This window comes from Sorangium sp. So ce385, assembly GCF_051474135.1.
GTDB lineage: Bacteria > Myxococcota_A > Polyangia > Polyangiales > Polyangiaceae > Sorangium > Sorangium cellulosum_D.
In genome coordinates this window covers 9,977,580-9,992,823 of sequence record NZ_CP150337.1, presented here as the reverse complement: position 1 = coordinate 9,992,823, position 15,244 = coordinate 9,977,580, and the positions used below count along the sequence as shown (strand labels likewise).

Sequence of the window (15,244 nt, the reverse complement as noted above, 5' to 3'; positions counted from 1 at the left end):
GGCTCCGCTGAGCCTGCCAGTCGCGCTGTCTCCGCGCGTCGGGCGGGCGGCCTCGTTCCTGCTAGGAGCCGCGGCGATCTCCGACCTCATCAATACATGCTACGCGCGCGTCATGAGCGCCGGAGGCGAGCCGCGCGCGGGCGATTTTGCGACAGCTGTGACCAAGCGCCCCATCGCGGCTCCCGGCTGTCGTCGACAGAGCAGGCGCCCGCGTGGAGCGCCTCTTGCACACACACCGGGGACTGGAGGTCAAGGTGGCACTTGATTTGTTGAACGAGCCGGGAACACCGCTCGACAAACAGCAGTTCGATTGGCGGGAGCTGGTCAGCATCCCGTCCAGCAAGCTGAACGATGACGCGTTCACCCGCGTCCGGATCATCTTGATGAACGGCATCGAGTCGGAGGCCGTGCGCTTCTCGCACGCCTGCGCTCGCATGAACGGCGCGCTCCAGCAGGAGCTCGCCCGCATCCGTCGGGTCGAGCATCACCAGCAGACGATGGTGAACTGGCTCCTCCCGGGGGACCTGTCGGTGCTCGAGACCACCATCGGGTTCGAGCAGGTGGCCATCGAGGTCACCGCGTCGGTCGCGATGAACGAGCCCGACGAGTACCTGGCCCAGGTCTATCGGTTCGGGATGCTCGAGGACTTCGATCACCTGTACCGCTACTCGGCGCTGATGGACCGGGTGCACGGCAAGGACGCGAACAACATCCTGCAGTGCTACACGGACATCTGCCCCGGCAGGCCCACGAGCGTCGAGCACCGTCACCCCGACGACGACCTGCGGGCCCCGTACGATCGGAGGACCGCGGCGCCGCTCTCCAAGCTGCACGCGCTCACGATCATGGCGTCCGAGCACCAGACGCACGACTACTACATGAACGTCGGCCCGACGTTCGCCGACCCCATGGCCCGGCAGCTCTACGCGGAGATCGCCTCCATCGAGGAGCAGCACGTCACGCAGTACGAGTCGATCATCGATCCCAACGAGAGCTGGCTCGAGAAGTGGCTGCTGCACGAGGCGACCGAGGTCTACAACTACTACAGCTGTGCGAAGTCCGAGTCGAACCCGCGGATCAAGGCCATCTGGGAGCGGTTCGTCGACTACGAGCTCGGGCAGCTGCACCACGTGCGCCGCCTCTTCGAGCAGATCGAGGGCAGAGACTCGGCGGAGCTCCTGCCGGCCAAGCTGCCCGATCCCATCGAGTTCCGGAGCCACCGCGAGTTCGTGCGCCGCGTCCTGCAGGGCGAGGTGCACCTGCGCGCGGTCGGCAAGAACATCGTGGATCCCACGCAGATCCCGGAGTCCCCGCAGACGCTCGCCTACCGCGAGCGGATCAACATGAGCGGATCGCCGTCCGAGGCGGTGGCCGCGGGGTACGTGTGGGTCCCCGGGACGGAGCTCGCGGCGCAGGCGGTCCACGGCAAGGAAGCGAACGGCAACGGCGCCAGGGTGTACCAAGTGAGGTCCGCATGAAGACCGAGACGACCGCGGGGATGAACCGCACCGGGATGGACATGTCTCCGATGGACTCGAAGGAGGTCATCGTCGGGGCGAGGATCATGCCGCCGAGCAGCGTGGGCGACGATTCGGCCATCGCCAACGTCGTCGCCCACTACGCGCGGCGGGAGGAGCGGGTCGGCACCATGCCTCCTCCCGGCACGCTCAAGGGCGCCGTGAAGTCGGCCCTTCAGCTGCTGAAGGGCGAGGCGCCGCTCGTCCTGCTCGACAAGCTCGGCGAGCGCCTCGCCTTCGAGCGGGCGGGGAGCCGGCTATGGAAAGGGGTGCTCGCGAAGTTCGACGCGCTCGGGTCGTTCGAGGGCGGGCCGACGCGCGCGGAGATCGAGCAGATCTACAGGGAGGAGGCCGAGCACTTCCTCCTGGTCGCCTCCGTGATCCGGACGCTGGGCGCCGATCCCACGGCCGAGACGCCGCTGGCCGACGTCCACGGGGTCGCCTCGTGCGGCCTGATCAAGGTCGTCACGGATCCGAGGACCAACCTGGCCGACGCGCTGGAGGCGATGTTGATCGCCGAGCTCACGGACAACGACGCGTGGGACGTGCTCATCGACATGTGCCAGGGCATGAGCGATGAGGTCCTGTCGCAGTTCCAGGCGGCGCGCGCCGCCGAGGCGCGGCACCTCACGATGGTGCGCTCCTGGGTCAAGGCGTCGGTGCTCGCCCGGGCCCAGGGGGACGACGCGCCGAGCAGCAGGACGGCGAGCTGAGCCGCGCCGCGAGAGCAGACGCCTGACGAAGGCCCGCGGGCGAGGGGACGGCCGGTCCTTGGAGGAGCCGGCTGGACCTTCGCCCGCGCGCGTTTCGTGGGCGAGCCGCGGCCCTGCGACCGACGCACCGGCTCGACCAGAGCGCGCCCGATCCGCTAGGATGGCGTGCGCCGGCCCGCGATGGGGCCGCGCGCGACGGCGCTCTGGGGGTGCTCTTCATGCTGGAACAGCTTCGTTTGCAGCTCGGCGGTCGACACGAGGAGCCCAAGCTGGCTCCCGAGGTGAGGGACGTCGTGGTCCTCGTCCCCGGATTCCTCGGCTTCGACCACTTCGGCGGCTTCTTCTACTTCGCCGACCGCGTCTGCGGCGCGCTGCGCGGCGCGCTCGAGGTGAAGCTCGGCCGCCCCGGCCTCGTCCCGGTGATCCCTGTCACGTCGCGGCCCACGGCGTCCCTCGCCGAGTGCCAGGCTTCGTTGATCGTCTTTCTCAAAAAGGTCGTCCAGCAGTTCCCGAGCGCCAATCTCCACCTGGTCGGCCACAGCACCGGCGGCGTGCACGCCCAGCTGCTCACCAGCGCCCTACCTCAGGGCAAGGACCGCTGGGACGCGGAGGACCTCGATCCGGTGAGCGGGTGGCGTCCGAGGATCCGGTCGGTCATCTCCCTCTGCGCGCCGCACTGGGGGACGTACCTCGCCCACTCCGATCTGGCACGGCTGGTCGGCTCCGGCGTCGAGCCGGGGTCGGTGACGGCCATTCCGCCGCTCTTCAACCTGCTTCGCCTGACGGTGGTCGAATCGGCGCTCTCGGCGTTCGATCTCACCTTCGCGACGGTCACGGAGCTGTGGGGGTTCTTCCTCGACGTGGGCAACAACCGGAAGCTCATCGACGCCCTCACGCCGGAGAGCATGGCCGAGGTGCGGGACAGGGACAGGAGCGCCGGGCCGCGGCATCCGGCCCGCCTGCGGAGCTTCGTGACCGTGGCGAACGCGAGCGACGACTCCGATCCTTTCTTCATCGACCTCCACAAGCGGGCCGCGAACACGGCGTCCGGCGCGCCGAGCCGGGTCGCGGCCGAGGCCATCCGGCGCCTCGATGACGAGCTGCGGCTGCACGCGCAAGGGGGGGCGCCGCGGCCGTGCCGCGTCATCAAGTTCCCGGACAGCCCCGCTGGGCCCATCGCTCCGTCGAGCAACGATGGTGTCGTCAACACCGCCCATCAGCTCGTGGATCCGGGGTCGCCGGACGAGCTCGCGGCGATCGTGGTCGCCGATCACGCCGACGTCATCGGGCATTACGACCGCTGGGAGCTGCGCGCCGCGCGCCCGGGCGACGAGGTCCGCTGGTCGCGGTTCAAGCGGGGTCTCTTCCGCAGCGGCTCGCGGTTCCGGGACGAGCAGTTCTTCGAGCTGTACGCGGCCATCGCCGACGAGCTCCTCCCCGCGATGACGGCGGGCGCCGCGCGGTCGAGCGCGCCTCCAGCGGACCGCGCGGACCGCGCGCGGCCGGCCGCGCCGAGCGCCCCGCCGCCGCCGGAGGGCTGAGCCGCTCTCTCGATCACCACCCGCGGCCCGCGTGCGGCTAGACTCCGCGCAATGTTCTGGTTCGATGCCGTCCTGCTCGGGGTCCTCGAGGGCCTGACCGAGTTCCTCCCCGTCTCGTCCACCGGTCATCTCATCCTGCTCGGCGCGTGGCTCGGCCATGAGAGCGAGGCGGCGAAGACGCTCGACATCGTGATCCAGCTCGGCGCGGTGCTCGCCGTCGTCGTCTACTTCCGCGAGCGGCTCGCCGTCACCGTGCGCGGCATCTTCCGGCGCGATCCGGACAGCCTCCGCCTCGCGCTCGCCCTCGCGTTCGCCTTCTTCCCGGCCGCCCTCGTCGGCCTGCTCTTCCACAAGGTCATCAAGGCGTACCTCTTCGGCCCCGGCCCCGTCGCGGTCGCGCTCATCGCCGGCGGCTTCCTGATGATCGGCGTCGAGTCCGCCCGCCGGCGCCGGCCGGACCAGGGCGCGCCCCGCGTCGAGGACGTGACGCTGCAGCGCGCGCTCGCGATCGGCGTCGCCCAGTGCTTCTCGCTCTGGCCCGGCGCGTCGCGCTCGATGGCCACCATCGTCGGCGGGCAGCTCTCGGGCCTCAGCACCGCCGCCGCCGCCGAGTTCTCGTTCCTGCTCGCCATCCCGACGCTCGGCGCCGCGACCGTCTTCGACCTCGCCAAGAACGGCCGCGCCCTCCTCGACGCGCCCGGCGGCGCCGCCGCGCTCGCCGTCGGCCTCGCCGTCTCGTTCGTGGTCGCCCTGCTCGTGATCGCGGTCTTCCTGCGCTACCTCAAGCGCTACGGCCTCGCGCCGTTCGGCTGGTACCGCATCGCGCTCGGCGCCGTCGTCCTGTGGCTGTGGTTCGCGAGCCGCACCGCCCCGGCCGCGCCGGTCGACGCCGGCGCCGCGGCCGAGCCCGCGCCGCGCGGGGACGTCGCGGCGTCAGCGGACGCCCTCGCCCGCGCCGGCGATCACCCGAGCCGCCCGTAGGCGTACAACCAGCGGGCCGTCGTCGCCCCCCGGTTGCGCACGGTGTGCACCACGCCGGCCGGGATCTCGATTTCCTCTCCGATGCGGGGCACGAGCGTCGTTCCCGCGAGCGTGAGCTCGAGCTCGCCTTCGAGCACCATCAAGAGCTCGTCGTCGTCGTGAACGAAGTCCTCCCACACCCGGCCGGGCGGATCGGTCCAGAGCCCGCCGTGGAAGCCGCGCGCGCGCCAGCGCTTCAACACCTCATCGCGAGTCGCCGTGTCCATGCGCGCTAGTTTGCCCGAGGCGCAGGGGACTCTGCCCGCTTCTTCGACGTCGGATCCCCGTCGGGACGGACGTCGGTCGAGCGCCCCTGCCTTCGAGCGCCCCTGCGAGCGCCCCTGCCCCTGCGAGCGCCCTGGACGAGCGACGGCGCCTGCGAGCGCGTCGGCGCCTGTGCCGACGCGCCTGCGCGGCTGGACGCGCGACCTCTTCAATAAACAGCGGAGACAGCCTCGACGGTGGAGGCGACGGAAGAGCGACGGAAGACGGAACGGCCTGCTTGCGGACGAGGTCACGTCGGGCTAGGATGCTCCTCCTCACGAACGTCCCTGGCCCTCGACACGACGCTTTCCCTCTTCCCTCTCGCGAGGGAGACTGCAGCTCGCTCGGACGACTGGACGACGCACCGTGTGACCGCGCGGGAGTTCCGCGCGGCACGTCTCCGTTCGATCCGTTACGGCTTCGTCGGATGGCAGGCCGAGAGCGCCTCATGGCGCATCAGAAAGCCGTAAAAGCAGGATGACATGGGAAATCGTCTCTACGTAGGAAATCTTTCGTTCAGCACCACCCGCGAGACGCTCGAGTCCGCGTTTGCCGCCGCCGGCGAGGTCCGCGAGATCGCGATGCCGACCGATCGTGAGACCGGGCAGCCGCGCGGCTTCGCGTTCGTGACCATGGGCTCTGTCCAGGCCGCGAACAGCGCGATCTCGCAGCTGAACGGCGCCCTCCTGGACGGCCGCCCGCTCAAGGTGAACGAGGCGCAGGAGCGCCCGGCGCGCGGCGGCGGCGGCTTCGGCGGCGGCGGCGGTGGTGGCTACGGCGGCGGTGGTGGCTACGGCGGCGGCGGTGGCGGCTACGGCGGCGGCGGTGGCGGCGGCCGCGGTGGCCGCGGCGGCGGTCGGGACCGGTACTGATCACCGGCGCGGCGCGGCGGAGCTCACGCTCCGCCGCGCTTGCGCTTTCAGAGCGCGCCCGAGGGCGCTGAAGAACGCGCCGGAGGGCGCCGAAAGGCCTGGTTCCGCATGCAGAAGCAGGGAGCATTGAAGCGGCAAAAGGAACGCGCACGGCAAGAGAAGCAGCGCGAGAAAGACGCGAACCGCCTCGCGCGCCGCAAAGAAAAGGGCCCCGGCAGCGACGGCGCACCGGGAGAGGATCCGGACATCGCGGGGATCATCCCGGGGCCTCAGCCTCCGGTCGTGGAGTGAAACGCGCCGCGCCCAGCCGGGGCGCCGAGGGCGCCCTGCCCGAGCCGGCGACCGATCGGGACAGCGCTGCGCAGCCGACCGAACGGCAGCAGTTCATCGAGCAGAGCGCGACCGCCGTGGGCCAGGCGTGGGCCGAGCGGTGGCGTCAAGACCTACATCGCGAAGGCCGCCCCACCGCGGGCGGATGGCCCGGCACGCTGCGCGAGGCGCGGACTCAGGTGGAGATCGCCCTCCCGGGCGAGCTGCTGCGCCGCAAGATGCCCGCCATCACCGGCGTGGAGCGCGAGCTCGCCGCCCGGACCGCGTACGCGAGCGCGCGGGACGAGTGGCGCAGACATCTCGAGCCCGAGGCGCCGTAGAGCGGCGGTCTCCCGCGCTCGACACGGGGTGGCGCGGTACTTACCGCAGGCAGCGCCGCAGCGGATCGAACCGCCATGGGCGCCAGATTGTTGAGATTTCTTTGCGCCCTTGGCGCCTTTGCGCTTCCCAGAGCACCGCGCTTCGGGGCGTGGGCCCCCGCTCCGGGGATTGCTCGGAGGGTCGCCGGCAGGCGGGGAGATAGCCCGCGGGTCGCTCGACGGGTCGCCGGGAGGCGGGGAGATGCCCCGGGGGTCGCTCGACGGGTCGCCGGCACGCTCGGAGATGCCCCGGGGCTTCCCGGAACGGGTCGCCGGCACGCTCGGAGATGCCCCGGGGCTTCCCGGAACGGGTCGCCGTCGTGCTTGTGCAGGCCGATTGGGCTCTCTCCGGAGGTCGTCGACCTGCTGGAGAGGCCGGGAGGCCTCCCGGAACGGGTGATCGACCCGTCCGGCAAACCTCGAGGCCTCCGGCGCCCGCCAGCGCGGGCGGGGCGTGTCGCCGCGGCCCGGAAAAATCCATTGCCGGTGCCGGTCGTGGTCCGTAATTCCAGTCGGTGCAGGTCGCAGCCGGTCGTGTCCTGCTCGGCGCTGCCCCCGATCGCGAGGGCGAGCCCATCCCGAGCGTCAGCGCGTTCAGCGCCAGCGACCGCGCGACCCCCGCTGCCAGGTCGTCCGTCCCTTCGGCGGCGCCGAGCTAGCCCTGGCCAACCACGGAGCTGGCGCCCGTAGGCTCCGGCACCGTGTCGACGGGCTGCGGCACATCACCGAGCTCGTCGTAGGCCAGGCTGGCCTCCGACCTGGAGCTGGTCGGCTTGCTCGAATTGCCAAGCAGCCGCCCAGATTCGATCCAGGTCCATGCAGCATCAAGGACGTTCCTGAGAACCAAGACAATTCCGAATCCGGTCTCCGCGGAGAAGCGCTGGTGGTTAGGGAGCGTTCGCTCCCCGACCTGCGCCATGACCGCAATCCGCTTCCACGGTGCCAACTTCTGCAGCGACCTTCCCAGTCTCTCTTCATCGGACACTTCCGTGGCGCCATCACGGATCGACAACCGGTACACCCATCTCCTCCAATGCTTGCCTGCATGCCCGACAGGCAGGACGACTCGGAGCGACCCCCGCTGGCGTGAGACCGGCACCTCTGGACGGGTTCACGCCGTTGATCTCGGCGTGTACGCCTGCCTCGCTGTCCAACCCCGGCGCCCTCGCCGAGGAGGACCGTCCCGTCACCGAAGACGGTCTCGAGTCGGAGCGAGCGCCATTGCTGCCTCCCTCGCACCGAGGAGGCCGCGGCGCGGCGGCCCGGGTCAAGCGCCGATCTGGGAGTGATAATCCTTCCCTATGCGGAGCTCAGGACATTCATCAGCGTGTCCGTGCCGGCTGGCATCCATGCAGCAGCAGGGGCTGCGCTGCGTCGACGACGCTTTCGGCCGTCCGCGCTGGAGGCGCAGCAGGCGAGCCGGATCGGAGGTGCATCAACATCGGCGCCCGCCATCGCCCTGGATGCGGCCCCTGCTTCGCTCGCTGCTGTGCTTGCGGTCGGGCCGCGCTCGTCGCGCGCGGACCGACGTCCGGTCGAGCTTGCTCGATGATTGGCGGTGGCTCGATCCGCTCGCGCCGTCCGAGGCGGCCTCAGGCGAGGACCGCCGTCCCCGGTTCTTACGCCTGGGGGCTCGACCGGTACGTGGCCGTGGCGACGTACCGGAGGACCCTGGAGCAGAACGCGCTGCCACAGCTCCCCCGACACACGCATTCGCCCTCGAAGCGCGCCGTGCGCGAAGCGAGGGCGCTCAGCACCTCCTGCGTCACGTCGTAGCCGCCGTTGTCGCAGGAAGAGTACGAGCACGGCATCTCGAACAGCGCTGCCGCGTGCTCGACGACGACGCGGCGGATGTACTGCGTGTCATTCTTGGCCGCGTCGGGCCGGGCCTCGCGGATCTCCAGGTTCAAGCTCGTCAGATCCGGGACCCTGTGAAGGAGCTTGCCAGCTGCCTGCTCCCGCTTCCCGCGGAGCAGCATGCGCTCCTCCCGCTCGATATTCCTGCGACGGTTCGCTGAGTACATCGACCACCTCTGTCACGCAGGAATGCACCAAGCCCCTGCCGTTATTCAGTATAGCGCAGGCAGCGGGGCGGCGCATGCACAATCTGGGCTCTCCAGGAACCCGGCGATCTCGCAGATAGAAGCGACCTGGAGGAGGCGCGGCGGAGGCCCCGACGAGGGGGTGATGGTGGACCGCCTGCGCCGGATCGACATCCGCTGCTCGCGACGCCCGGAGCGCCCCAGAGCGCGTGAGAAAATTCCAATGTCGAGCGGAATGTGCCGAACGCGGCGAGCGGGCGTGAGCGTACGTGCGCAACACGTGCTCGACAGCAGCGCAGCTCTCCAGGAGATACGATGAGCGCCTCTGGCCGAATCTCCTGGAGAGCGCTTCCGTCGCCGCGAAAAGGCCTTACGTTGCCCTCGATATGCACGAAGCAGCCCTGCGCGACCCGCCGCGGTCGCCCTCAGAGGAGACTCCGCACCAGCACGACGATCGGCTCGCGCGCGCCAGCGCTCTCGCGGGGTGCGCGCCTGTGCCCGCCCGCTGGGGCAACGTCCTCGCCGGCACCGCCGGCTGGACCGACCCCACCCTGGTGAAGAGCCAGCGATTCTATCCGAAGGGCGCGTCGAGCCCGGAGCAACGGCTCAAGTTCTACGCGTCCCAGTTCCCCGTGGTCGAGGTCAACTCGACCTATTACGCCCTCCCCGCCACGGCGATGGTGGCGCAGTGGGTCCAGCGGACGGCGCCCGACTTCGTGTTCAACATGAAGGCGTTCGCGCCGCTCACCCAGCATCCGGTGGAGCCCGCCCGCCTCCCCGCGGACGTCCAGCGCGCCCTGCCGCCGGCGCTCCTCGACAGGCGCCGCCTCTATCCCGGCGACCTGCCGGCCGAGACGAGAGACGTGCTCTGGGACCGCTTCCGGCAAGCCGTCGAGCCGCTGCGGCAGGCGCGCAAGCTCGGGTACGTGCTGTTCCAGTTCCCGCCGTGGTTCACGGCGACGCGCGGCAACGTGAGGGTCATCGAGGACTGCCGCGTCCGCATGGAGGGGATCCCGCTCGCCGTCGAGCTCCGTCACGCGTCCTGGGGCGAGCCCGACCGCATCGAGCGCGTCGTGGACTTCCTGCGGGATCTCGAGGCCTTCTACGTCATCGTCGACGAGCCGCAGGGCAAGGAGAACAGCATGCCTCCCACCCCGCTCGTCGCCGACCCGCGCCTCGCCGTGGTGCGCTTTCACGGCCGCCGCGCGGAGACCTGGGGCGCCTCGGTCAGCGTGAACGAGAAGTTCAGGTACGTTTACGATCCCGCGGAGCTCGACCCCTGGGCCGAGACCGTCGCGCGGCTCTCCCAGGAGGCGGAGCGGGTCCACGCGATCTTCAACAACTGCGTGTCCGATTACGCCGTGATCGGGGCCAAGGGGCTCATGGCCCTGCTCGCCCAAAGGGCCGAGTCGCTGGATCGCGAGCCGGCCCCGGAACAGGCAGCCTCGACCGTCCATTGAGCCCCCGTCGCCCTCGCGGCGTCCGCGGACACCCCGCGTCCGGCGCCTCCTGCGGCGCCGGCGCCGGCGCTCCCGGCGTCGCCGCGGCCGCGGATCACGGTAGGCTCCGCCGCGATGATGCAGTCCAGAGCGGCGGGCGCCCCCCGCCTCGCAGCGCCTCCGCGCTGGTCGCGGCGCGCGGCCGCGCTCCTCGCGGCGCTCGCGCTCGCCCGCTGCGGGGGCGCGCCGCCCCGACCCGCGCCGCAGGAGGGCCGCGCGCCCGCGCCGGCGCACCCCCCGCCGCCGGCGCCGGAGCTCCTGCGCGCCCGCTGGGTCGACGCGAGCGGCGCGACCGCGGTGGGCCCCCGGGTCGCCGGCGGCACCATGGCCCTGCTCGGCGGCCGGCGCGTCCTCGTCGGGAGCGACGGCGCAGCCCGGCCGGAGACCGCCCCCTGCCCCGAGCCCCTGATCGAGCTCGCGCTCGTGCCCTCCGCCGCCGGCCCGCGGCTCGTCGGGCGCGGGATCCACGGCGTCTACCGGTTCGAGGATCCGCTCGGCGCGCCCGCCGTCCTCGCCCGGTCCGAGACCGAGCTCCTTCGCATCGGCGGCGGGCCCGCCGTCGTCGTGGTGTGGGACGCCGCCTCGGATCTCCCGAGCTTCCTCGACGTCGAGACCGGGCAGCCGCGCGCGCTGCCGGGCCTGCCCGCCCTGCCGCTCCGCGCCGTCGCGTTCCGGGACCTCCGGCAAGGCGCCGGGCTCTTCGAGGCGGCCGGGCTCGCGGTCACGGCCGACGGCGGCGCGTCGTGGCGCCCCGTCGCCCCGGCGCCGCCCGGCGACGGCCAGGGGACCGACCCCGCCGCCGCCCTGCTCCACGTCTCCGCCCTGCGCCTGCGCGGCGACGAGCTGCTCGCGGTCGCGCAGGGCGCGGCCGCGCCGCCGGGGCAGCGCGAGGCGCGGATCCTGGTCGCCGAGGCGCGGCTCGCGCCGGCCGGCGACGCGCCCGAGCCCGGCGCGGACGCCCCGCTGCTCCGCTGGATCCGCGCGACCGGGCGCCACCCGCTCGAGGCCGCGATCGCGAGCGGCGCGACGTGGGGGAGCGCCGCGATCACGGCGAGCCACGGCCTCCTCGCCCGCGTGGACCTCGCCTCGGGCGCGCTGCAGGAGATCGCCAGCTTCGCCCGCGGCGACGGGTGGCTGAGCGCCTGCGGCGTCGGCCGCGCGGGGCGCTCGGCGTGGGTGGCCTGCGCGCTCGGCGAGGAGGGGGCGGACCGGCGCCACGATCCGTTCGGCGTGCTCCACGTCGCGGCCGCCGGCGGCCCCCTCGGCCGCGAGCCCCCGGTCCTGCTGCGGAGCGGCGAGGCGGAGCTCCGGGTGTCGCCGAGCGGGGGCGCCATGCTGCTCGCGCCGTGCGACGCGGACGAGGAGGGCAGCGCGTGCGTGCGCCAGCCGAGCGGGGCGTGGATCACGGTCCGCCCCGGCACCGACATCCACTGGCGCGGCGCGGGCCCGCTCGCCGACGGCCGGATCGCGATCGTGCGCGGCCTCTGGGACAGCGACGTGGCGCCCCGCGAGGAGCCCGCGGCCGAGCCCGCGCCCCGCGGCGGACAGGGCCGCGAGGGCGCGCAGGGCCGCGAGGGCGCCGCGGCCGGCGCCCACGTCGCGGTCATCGACGCCCGCGGCCGGGAGGAGCCGCTGATCCCGCTCGGCTGGCTGCGCGGCGCGGGCGGCGACGTCCACGTGGTCAGCCCGATCGAGGAGGGGCACGACGGCGCCCTGTCGTTCGTGGTGGCCGACGAGGCCGGCGAGCTCACCGCCGCGGTCGTGCCCCGCGGCGGCGAGGCGTCGCGGGTCCGTCTGGCCGGCGCCGCGCACGCGCTGATCCACGGCGGTCGCGGCGTCGCGGTCGGGGAGGGGAAGGTGCTCGCGTCGACCGACGCCGGCCGCTCGTGGGCGCCGATCGAGGCCCCGCCCCGCGCCCTGGAGGCCGCCGCCCAGCTCGGCGATCTGCTCGCGGAGCCCGGGGTGATGGCCGTCAACGAGGTCGGCCTCAAGATCGACGCCTACCTCCGCGTCGGCTGGGGCCCGGCGCTGCCCGCGCCCGGGGCGCCCGCCGCCGGGCCGGCGCTCGACGCCGCGCCGCTCCTGCCGCACCGCCCGCCGCCGGCGCTCCCGGAGCGCGCGCTCGCCTGCGCGACGCAGCCGGGGCCGCCGCCCGCGCCGCCGGGCGTGCCGCCGCCGAGCAGCGCGCAGGAGGCGCTCGCGCTGCTCGCGGGCGGCGCGACGCCCGGGCCCGCGGGGCAGCGGCGCGCCTCGTCGGTGAGCGACCGGCGCTGGGGCCCGCTCTCCACCGTCGCCGTGCTCGAGGCGACCGCGCCCGACGGCGCGGCCGGGCGCGCCGGCCCGGGGCGGCGCGCCGCGGCGCCGCGCGTCTCGTGGACGCTGCGCTGGCTCGATCCCACCGAGCTGGGGGCCCGGGTTCGCTCGTGGACGGGCCCCGCGCCGGAGGGCGTCGGCCGGGACGCGATCCTCACGCGGTTCGCGGCGTCCGGCGACCGGATCGTCTTCGGGGTGCGCGCCTCGGGCCGCGACCTGCTCGTCCGGGCGAGGCCCGGCCGCGGCCCCGAGGTCGTCGAGGCGCCGCAGGAGCTGATGCCCGAGGCGGAGATCGCCTTCGGCGAGGCGCCGGACGGGCCGATCGCGTGGCTCCGCGGCACGTCGCTCATCGCGTGGCGATCCGGCGAGGCCCCGCGGCCGATCGCCTCGCTCGCGAGCCGCGGCGCGCGCGCGCTCGGGCAGCCGACGGCCGCCGGCGTGCCGCTGCTGCTCGGCTTCCGCGACCTGACCCTCGGCCGCACGGTGCCGATCCCGCCCGCGGAGAAGGCTGCGCCGGGCGCACCTCCGGAGACGGCTGCGCCGGGCGCACCTCCGGAGACGGCCGCGCCGGGAGCGCCCGCGCCGGGCGCGCCCGCGAAGGCGCCGCCGCTCCTGCCGCTCGACGGCTGGGAGATCGCCCCGAACGTCCGCGCCGAGCTCACCCGCCTTCCGGCGTGCCCCGCGCGCCCGCGCGGCGCGCGCTTCGTGCTGGACCGCGCGAGCGCCGCCACGACCCTCGACGGCCGCGGCGCGACCGCGAGCACGGCTGTCTATGACGTTCGTGTGTCGGGGCGTGACGCCTGCGTGGCGAAGATCGCCGCGCTGATTGATCCCGATCGCCGGGCCGAAGCCCCGCCGAGCGCCCGCCCCGGCGCGGGCGAGATCGCGTTCGTGCGCGCCGATCTCGCGGCCCAGCGCGCCGAAGGTGGCGAGCGTGGGATCGGCGAAGGCGCTGGCAGGCTCGGAGGAACGGCGCGTGGAACCGTACGTGGAACCACGCGCCGCCTCGCGTGCTCCCTGCCCGTCCGGCCCTGAAGCGCCGCTGCCGCGGGGAGCTTCGTGCTCGACGCCCCACCCCCCGCGCGGCTATATGTTCGCGCGCTATGTCCTCTTCGAAACACCCGCGCTCCTCGCACCGCCATCTCGGTGATGGAGTTGAAGACAAGCTCGTCCCGCTCGAGGCGCTCGACCCGCTGAAGATCGGGTCGTTCGACGACCTGCTCCGCGCGATGAGCCGGACCGCCTTCAGCGGCCGCGCGCTCGGCGAGGCGTCCGACGTGCTCGAGGCGATGGTGCGCGACGAGGACTGCCTCGTCGTGGCGACGTTCTCCGGCGCCATGACGGTGGCCAAGATGGGCGTCGTCATCGTCCGGATGATCGAGGCGGGGATGATCGACTGCATCATCAGCACCGGGGCGCTCATGGCGCACGGGCTGAGCGAGGCGGTCGGCCTGACGCACTACAAGGCGAACCCGGCCATCTCGGACGAGACGTACTTCGAGAAGGGGTACAACCGCGTCTACGACACGCTCGAGATGGAGAAGAACCTCAACGCCATCGAGGTCTTCGTCCGGAAGGAGCTCGACAAGCTGGACAGCGGGTCGCCCTGGTCGAGCGAGATCATCTGCCGCCAGCTCGGCAAGGCGCTGGCCGAGATGGGCGACTCGCCCGGCGTGCTCCGGAGCGCGTACCTCCGCAACGTCCCCGTCTACGTGCCGGCCTTCACCGACAGCGAGATGGGCCTCGACGTGGCGACGTGGATGCTGCGCAAGGTGAAGGCGCAGCACGGCGACAAGCCGGGCTTCGACGTGTGGCGCGAGGCGGTGCCGCCGCCGTACAACCCGTTCCTCGACCTTTTGAGCTACGCCCGCCTGGTCCGCACGAAGAAGCGCCTCGGCATCTTCACCATCGGCGGCGGCGTCCCGCGCAACTGGGCCCAGCAGGTCGCGCCGTTCTACGACATCGTGGGCGATCGCCTCGACATCGAGGTGGATCACCCGCGGTTCCAGTACGGCGTCCGCATCTGCCCCGAGCCGGTGCACTGGGGCGGCCTCTCCGGCTGCACCTACTCCGAGGGCGTGAGCTGGGGGAAGTTCACCGCGCCGCAGGAGGGCGGCCGGTTCGCCGAGGTGTACGCGGACGCCACCGTCGCCTGGCCGCTCCTCGTGCGCGCCCTCCTCGAGCGGCTCGGCAAGATGCCCAAATAAAGGAGCAAGCCACCATGCGCGCCGCCATGCCCCGCCCGCCGCGCCTCCTCGAGGCGCTCCTCTCCCTGGCCGCCGCCGGCGGCGCGCTCCTCGTCGCGGGCTGCCCCTCGCAGGAGGAGCGCGTCTGCGATCTCATGTGCGACTGCAGCGGCTGCAGCGAGGCGCGGTACCGCGAGTGCGTCGACAAGACGGACGCCGCGAGGCAGGCCGCGGTGGAGGCGAGCTGCCCCGCCTTCCTCGACGAGTACCTGGCCTGCGTCGACGCGGAGGCCGAGTGCAAGAACGACGTGCTCTCCTACGACGGCTGCGAGGCCCAGGAGAGGGACCTCCGCCAGTGCGGCGTCTTCGTCTTCCGCACCGTCTGCGAGCAGGCCAACGAGCGCCTCATGGGGTGCGGGCAGGGGGCCCCCTTCGGGAGCGGCCCCGAGGCGTGCCCCGAGGAGGTCGCGTGCAACGCCGAGTGCATCGTCAGCGTGTCCTGCGACGGGCTGAACGGGATCGATTTCGACGAGGCCCAGCGCTTCAACGACTGCAACAGCAGCTGCTTCCTGAAGCCTTGATCGCCGG

The 15,244-nt window shown here is 72.9% G+C and carries 14 protein-coding genes; 11 read left to right on the top strand and 3 right to left on the bottom strand.

The features are described from left to right. Window positions 1-254 precede the first annotated feature (254 nt). The 4 genes from WME83_RS36445 (at window position 255) to WME83_RS36430 (ending at window position 4,752) form a co-directional block, all read left to right on the top strand. On the top strand, window positions 255-1,478 hold the full coding sequence (locus tag WME83_RS36445; protein ID WP_437314309.1) for a hypothetical protein: 1,224 nt from the start codon (window positions 255-257) through the stop codon (window positions 1,476-1,478). Continuing rightward, complete coding sequence (locus WME83_RS36440) at window positions 1,475-2,230, top strand: ferritin-like domain-containing protein (protein ID WP_437314308.1); 756 nt, start codon at window positions 1,475-1,477, stop codon at window positions 2,228-2,230. The genes WME83_RS36445 and WME83_RS36440 overlap by 4 nt, the downstream gene beginning before the upstream one ends. Before the next feature lie 218 nt (window positions 2,231-2,448). Beyond that, window positions 2,449-3,771: an esterase/lipase family protein gene (locus WME83_RS36435; protein WP_437314307.1), complete on the top strand. Its 1,323-nt coding sequence runs from the start codon at window positions 2,449-2,451 to the stop codon at window positions 3,769-3,771. Window positions 3,772-3,822: 51 nt separating this feature from the next. Beyond that, window positions 3,823-4,752 carry an undecaprenyl-diphosphate phosphatase gene (locus tag WME83_RS36430; protein ID WP_437314306.1) on the top strand — a complete coding sequence of 310 codons (930 nt, stop codon included), beginning with the start codon at window positions 3,823-3,825 and terminating at the stop codon, window positions 4,750-4,752. On the opposite strand, the gene WME83_RS36425 is transcribed toward WME83_RS36430, so the two are convergent. Beyond that, window positions 4,734-5,018: a cupin domain-containing protein gene (locus tag WME83_RS36425; protein ID WP_437314305.1), complete on the bottom strand. Its 285-nt coding sequence runs from the start codon at window positions 5,016-5,018 to the stop codon at window positions 4,734-4,736. The two genes, WME83_RS36430 and WME83_RS36425, sit on opposite strands and share 19 nt — an antisense overlap. Window positions 5,019-5,537: 519 nt before the next feature. Here WME83_RS36425 and WME83_RS36420 point away from each other — a divergent pair. The 3 genes from WME83_RS36420 to WME83_RS36410 all read left to right on the top strand — a co-directional run bounded on the left by WME83_RS36420 (window position 5,538) and on the right by WME83_RS36410 (window position 6,577). Next, window positions 5,538-5,927 carry an RNA recognition motif domain-containing protein gene (locus tag WME83_RS36420; RefSeq protein ID WP_437314304.1) on the top strand — a complete coding sequence of 130 codons (390 nt, stop codon included), beginning with the start codon at window positions 5,538-5,540 and terminating at the stop codon, window positions 5,925-5,927. Window positions 5,928-6,035: 108 nt separating this feature from the next. After that, on the top strand, window positions 6,036-6,218 hold the full coding sequence (locus WME83_RS36415) for a hypothetical protein (RefSeq protein WP_020739006.1): 183 nt from the start codon (window positions 6,036-6,038) through the stop codon (window positions 6,216-6,218). Next, window positions 6,215-6,577, top strand: a complete 363-nt coding sequence (locus tag WME83_RS36410; protein WP_437314303.1) for a hypothetical protein — start codon at window positions 6,215-6,217, stop codon at window positions 6,575-6,577. The genes WME83_RS36415 and WME83_RS36410 overlap by 4 nt, the downstream gene beginning before the upstream one ends. 694 nt (window positions 6,578-7,271) lie before the next feature. Here WME83_RS36410 and WME83_RS36405 read toward each other — a convergent pair. Together WME83_RS36405 and WME83_RS36400 are read right to left on the bottom strand one after the other, a co-directional pair. Then, window positions 7,272-7,637 (bottom strand): DUF416 family protein, encoded by a 366-nt coding sequence (locus tag WME83_RS36405; protein WP_437314302.1) that lies wholly within the window; start codon window positions 7,635-7,637, stop codon window positions 7,272-7,274. Window positions 7,638-8,235: 598 nt separating this feature from the next. Then, entirely contained in the window at window positions 8,236-8,640 is a 405-nt protein-coding gene (locus WME83_RS36400; RefSeq protein ID WP_148314159.1) for a hypothetical protein, read from the bottom strand. A gap of 404 nt (window positions 8,641-9,044) precedes the next feature. Between WME83_RS36400 and WME83_RS36395 the strand changes: the two genes are divergently transcribed. The 4 genes from WME83_RS36395 to WME83_RS36380 all read left to right on the top strand — a co-directional run bounded on the left by WME83_RS36395 (window position 9,045) and on the right by WME83_RS36380 (window position 15,237). Further along, a complete protein-coding gene (locus WME83_RS36395) occupies window positions 9,045-10,118 on the top strand; it encodes a DUF72 domain-containing protein (protein WP_437314301.1) in 1,074 nt (357 codons plus the stop codon). Window positions 10,119-10,232: 114 nt separating this feature from the next. Then, window positions 10,233-13,505 (top strand): hypothetical protein, encoded by a 3,273-nt coding sequence (locus tag WME83_RS36390; RefSeq protein WP_437314300.1) that lies wholly within the window; start codon window positions 10,233-10,235, stop codon window positions 13,503-13,505. A 68-nt stretch (window positions 13,506-13,573) separates the two neighbouring features. Then, window positions 13,574-14,677: a deoxyhypusine synthase family protein gene (locus WME83_RS36385; protein ID WP_437314299.1), complete on the top strand. Its 1,104-nt coding sequence runs from the start codon at window positions 13,574-13,576 to the stop codon at window positions 14,675-14,677. 14 nt (window positions 14,678-14,691) lie between these two features. Next, window positions 14,692-15,237: a hypothetical protein gene (locus WME83_RS36380; protein WP_437314298.1), complete on the top strand. Its 546-nt coding sequence runs from the start codon at window positions 14,692-14,694 to the stop codon at window positions 15,235-15,237. Window positions 15,238-15,244 lie beyond the last annotated feature (7 nt).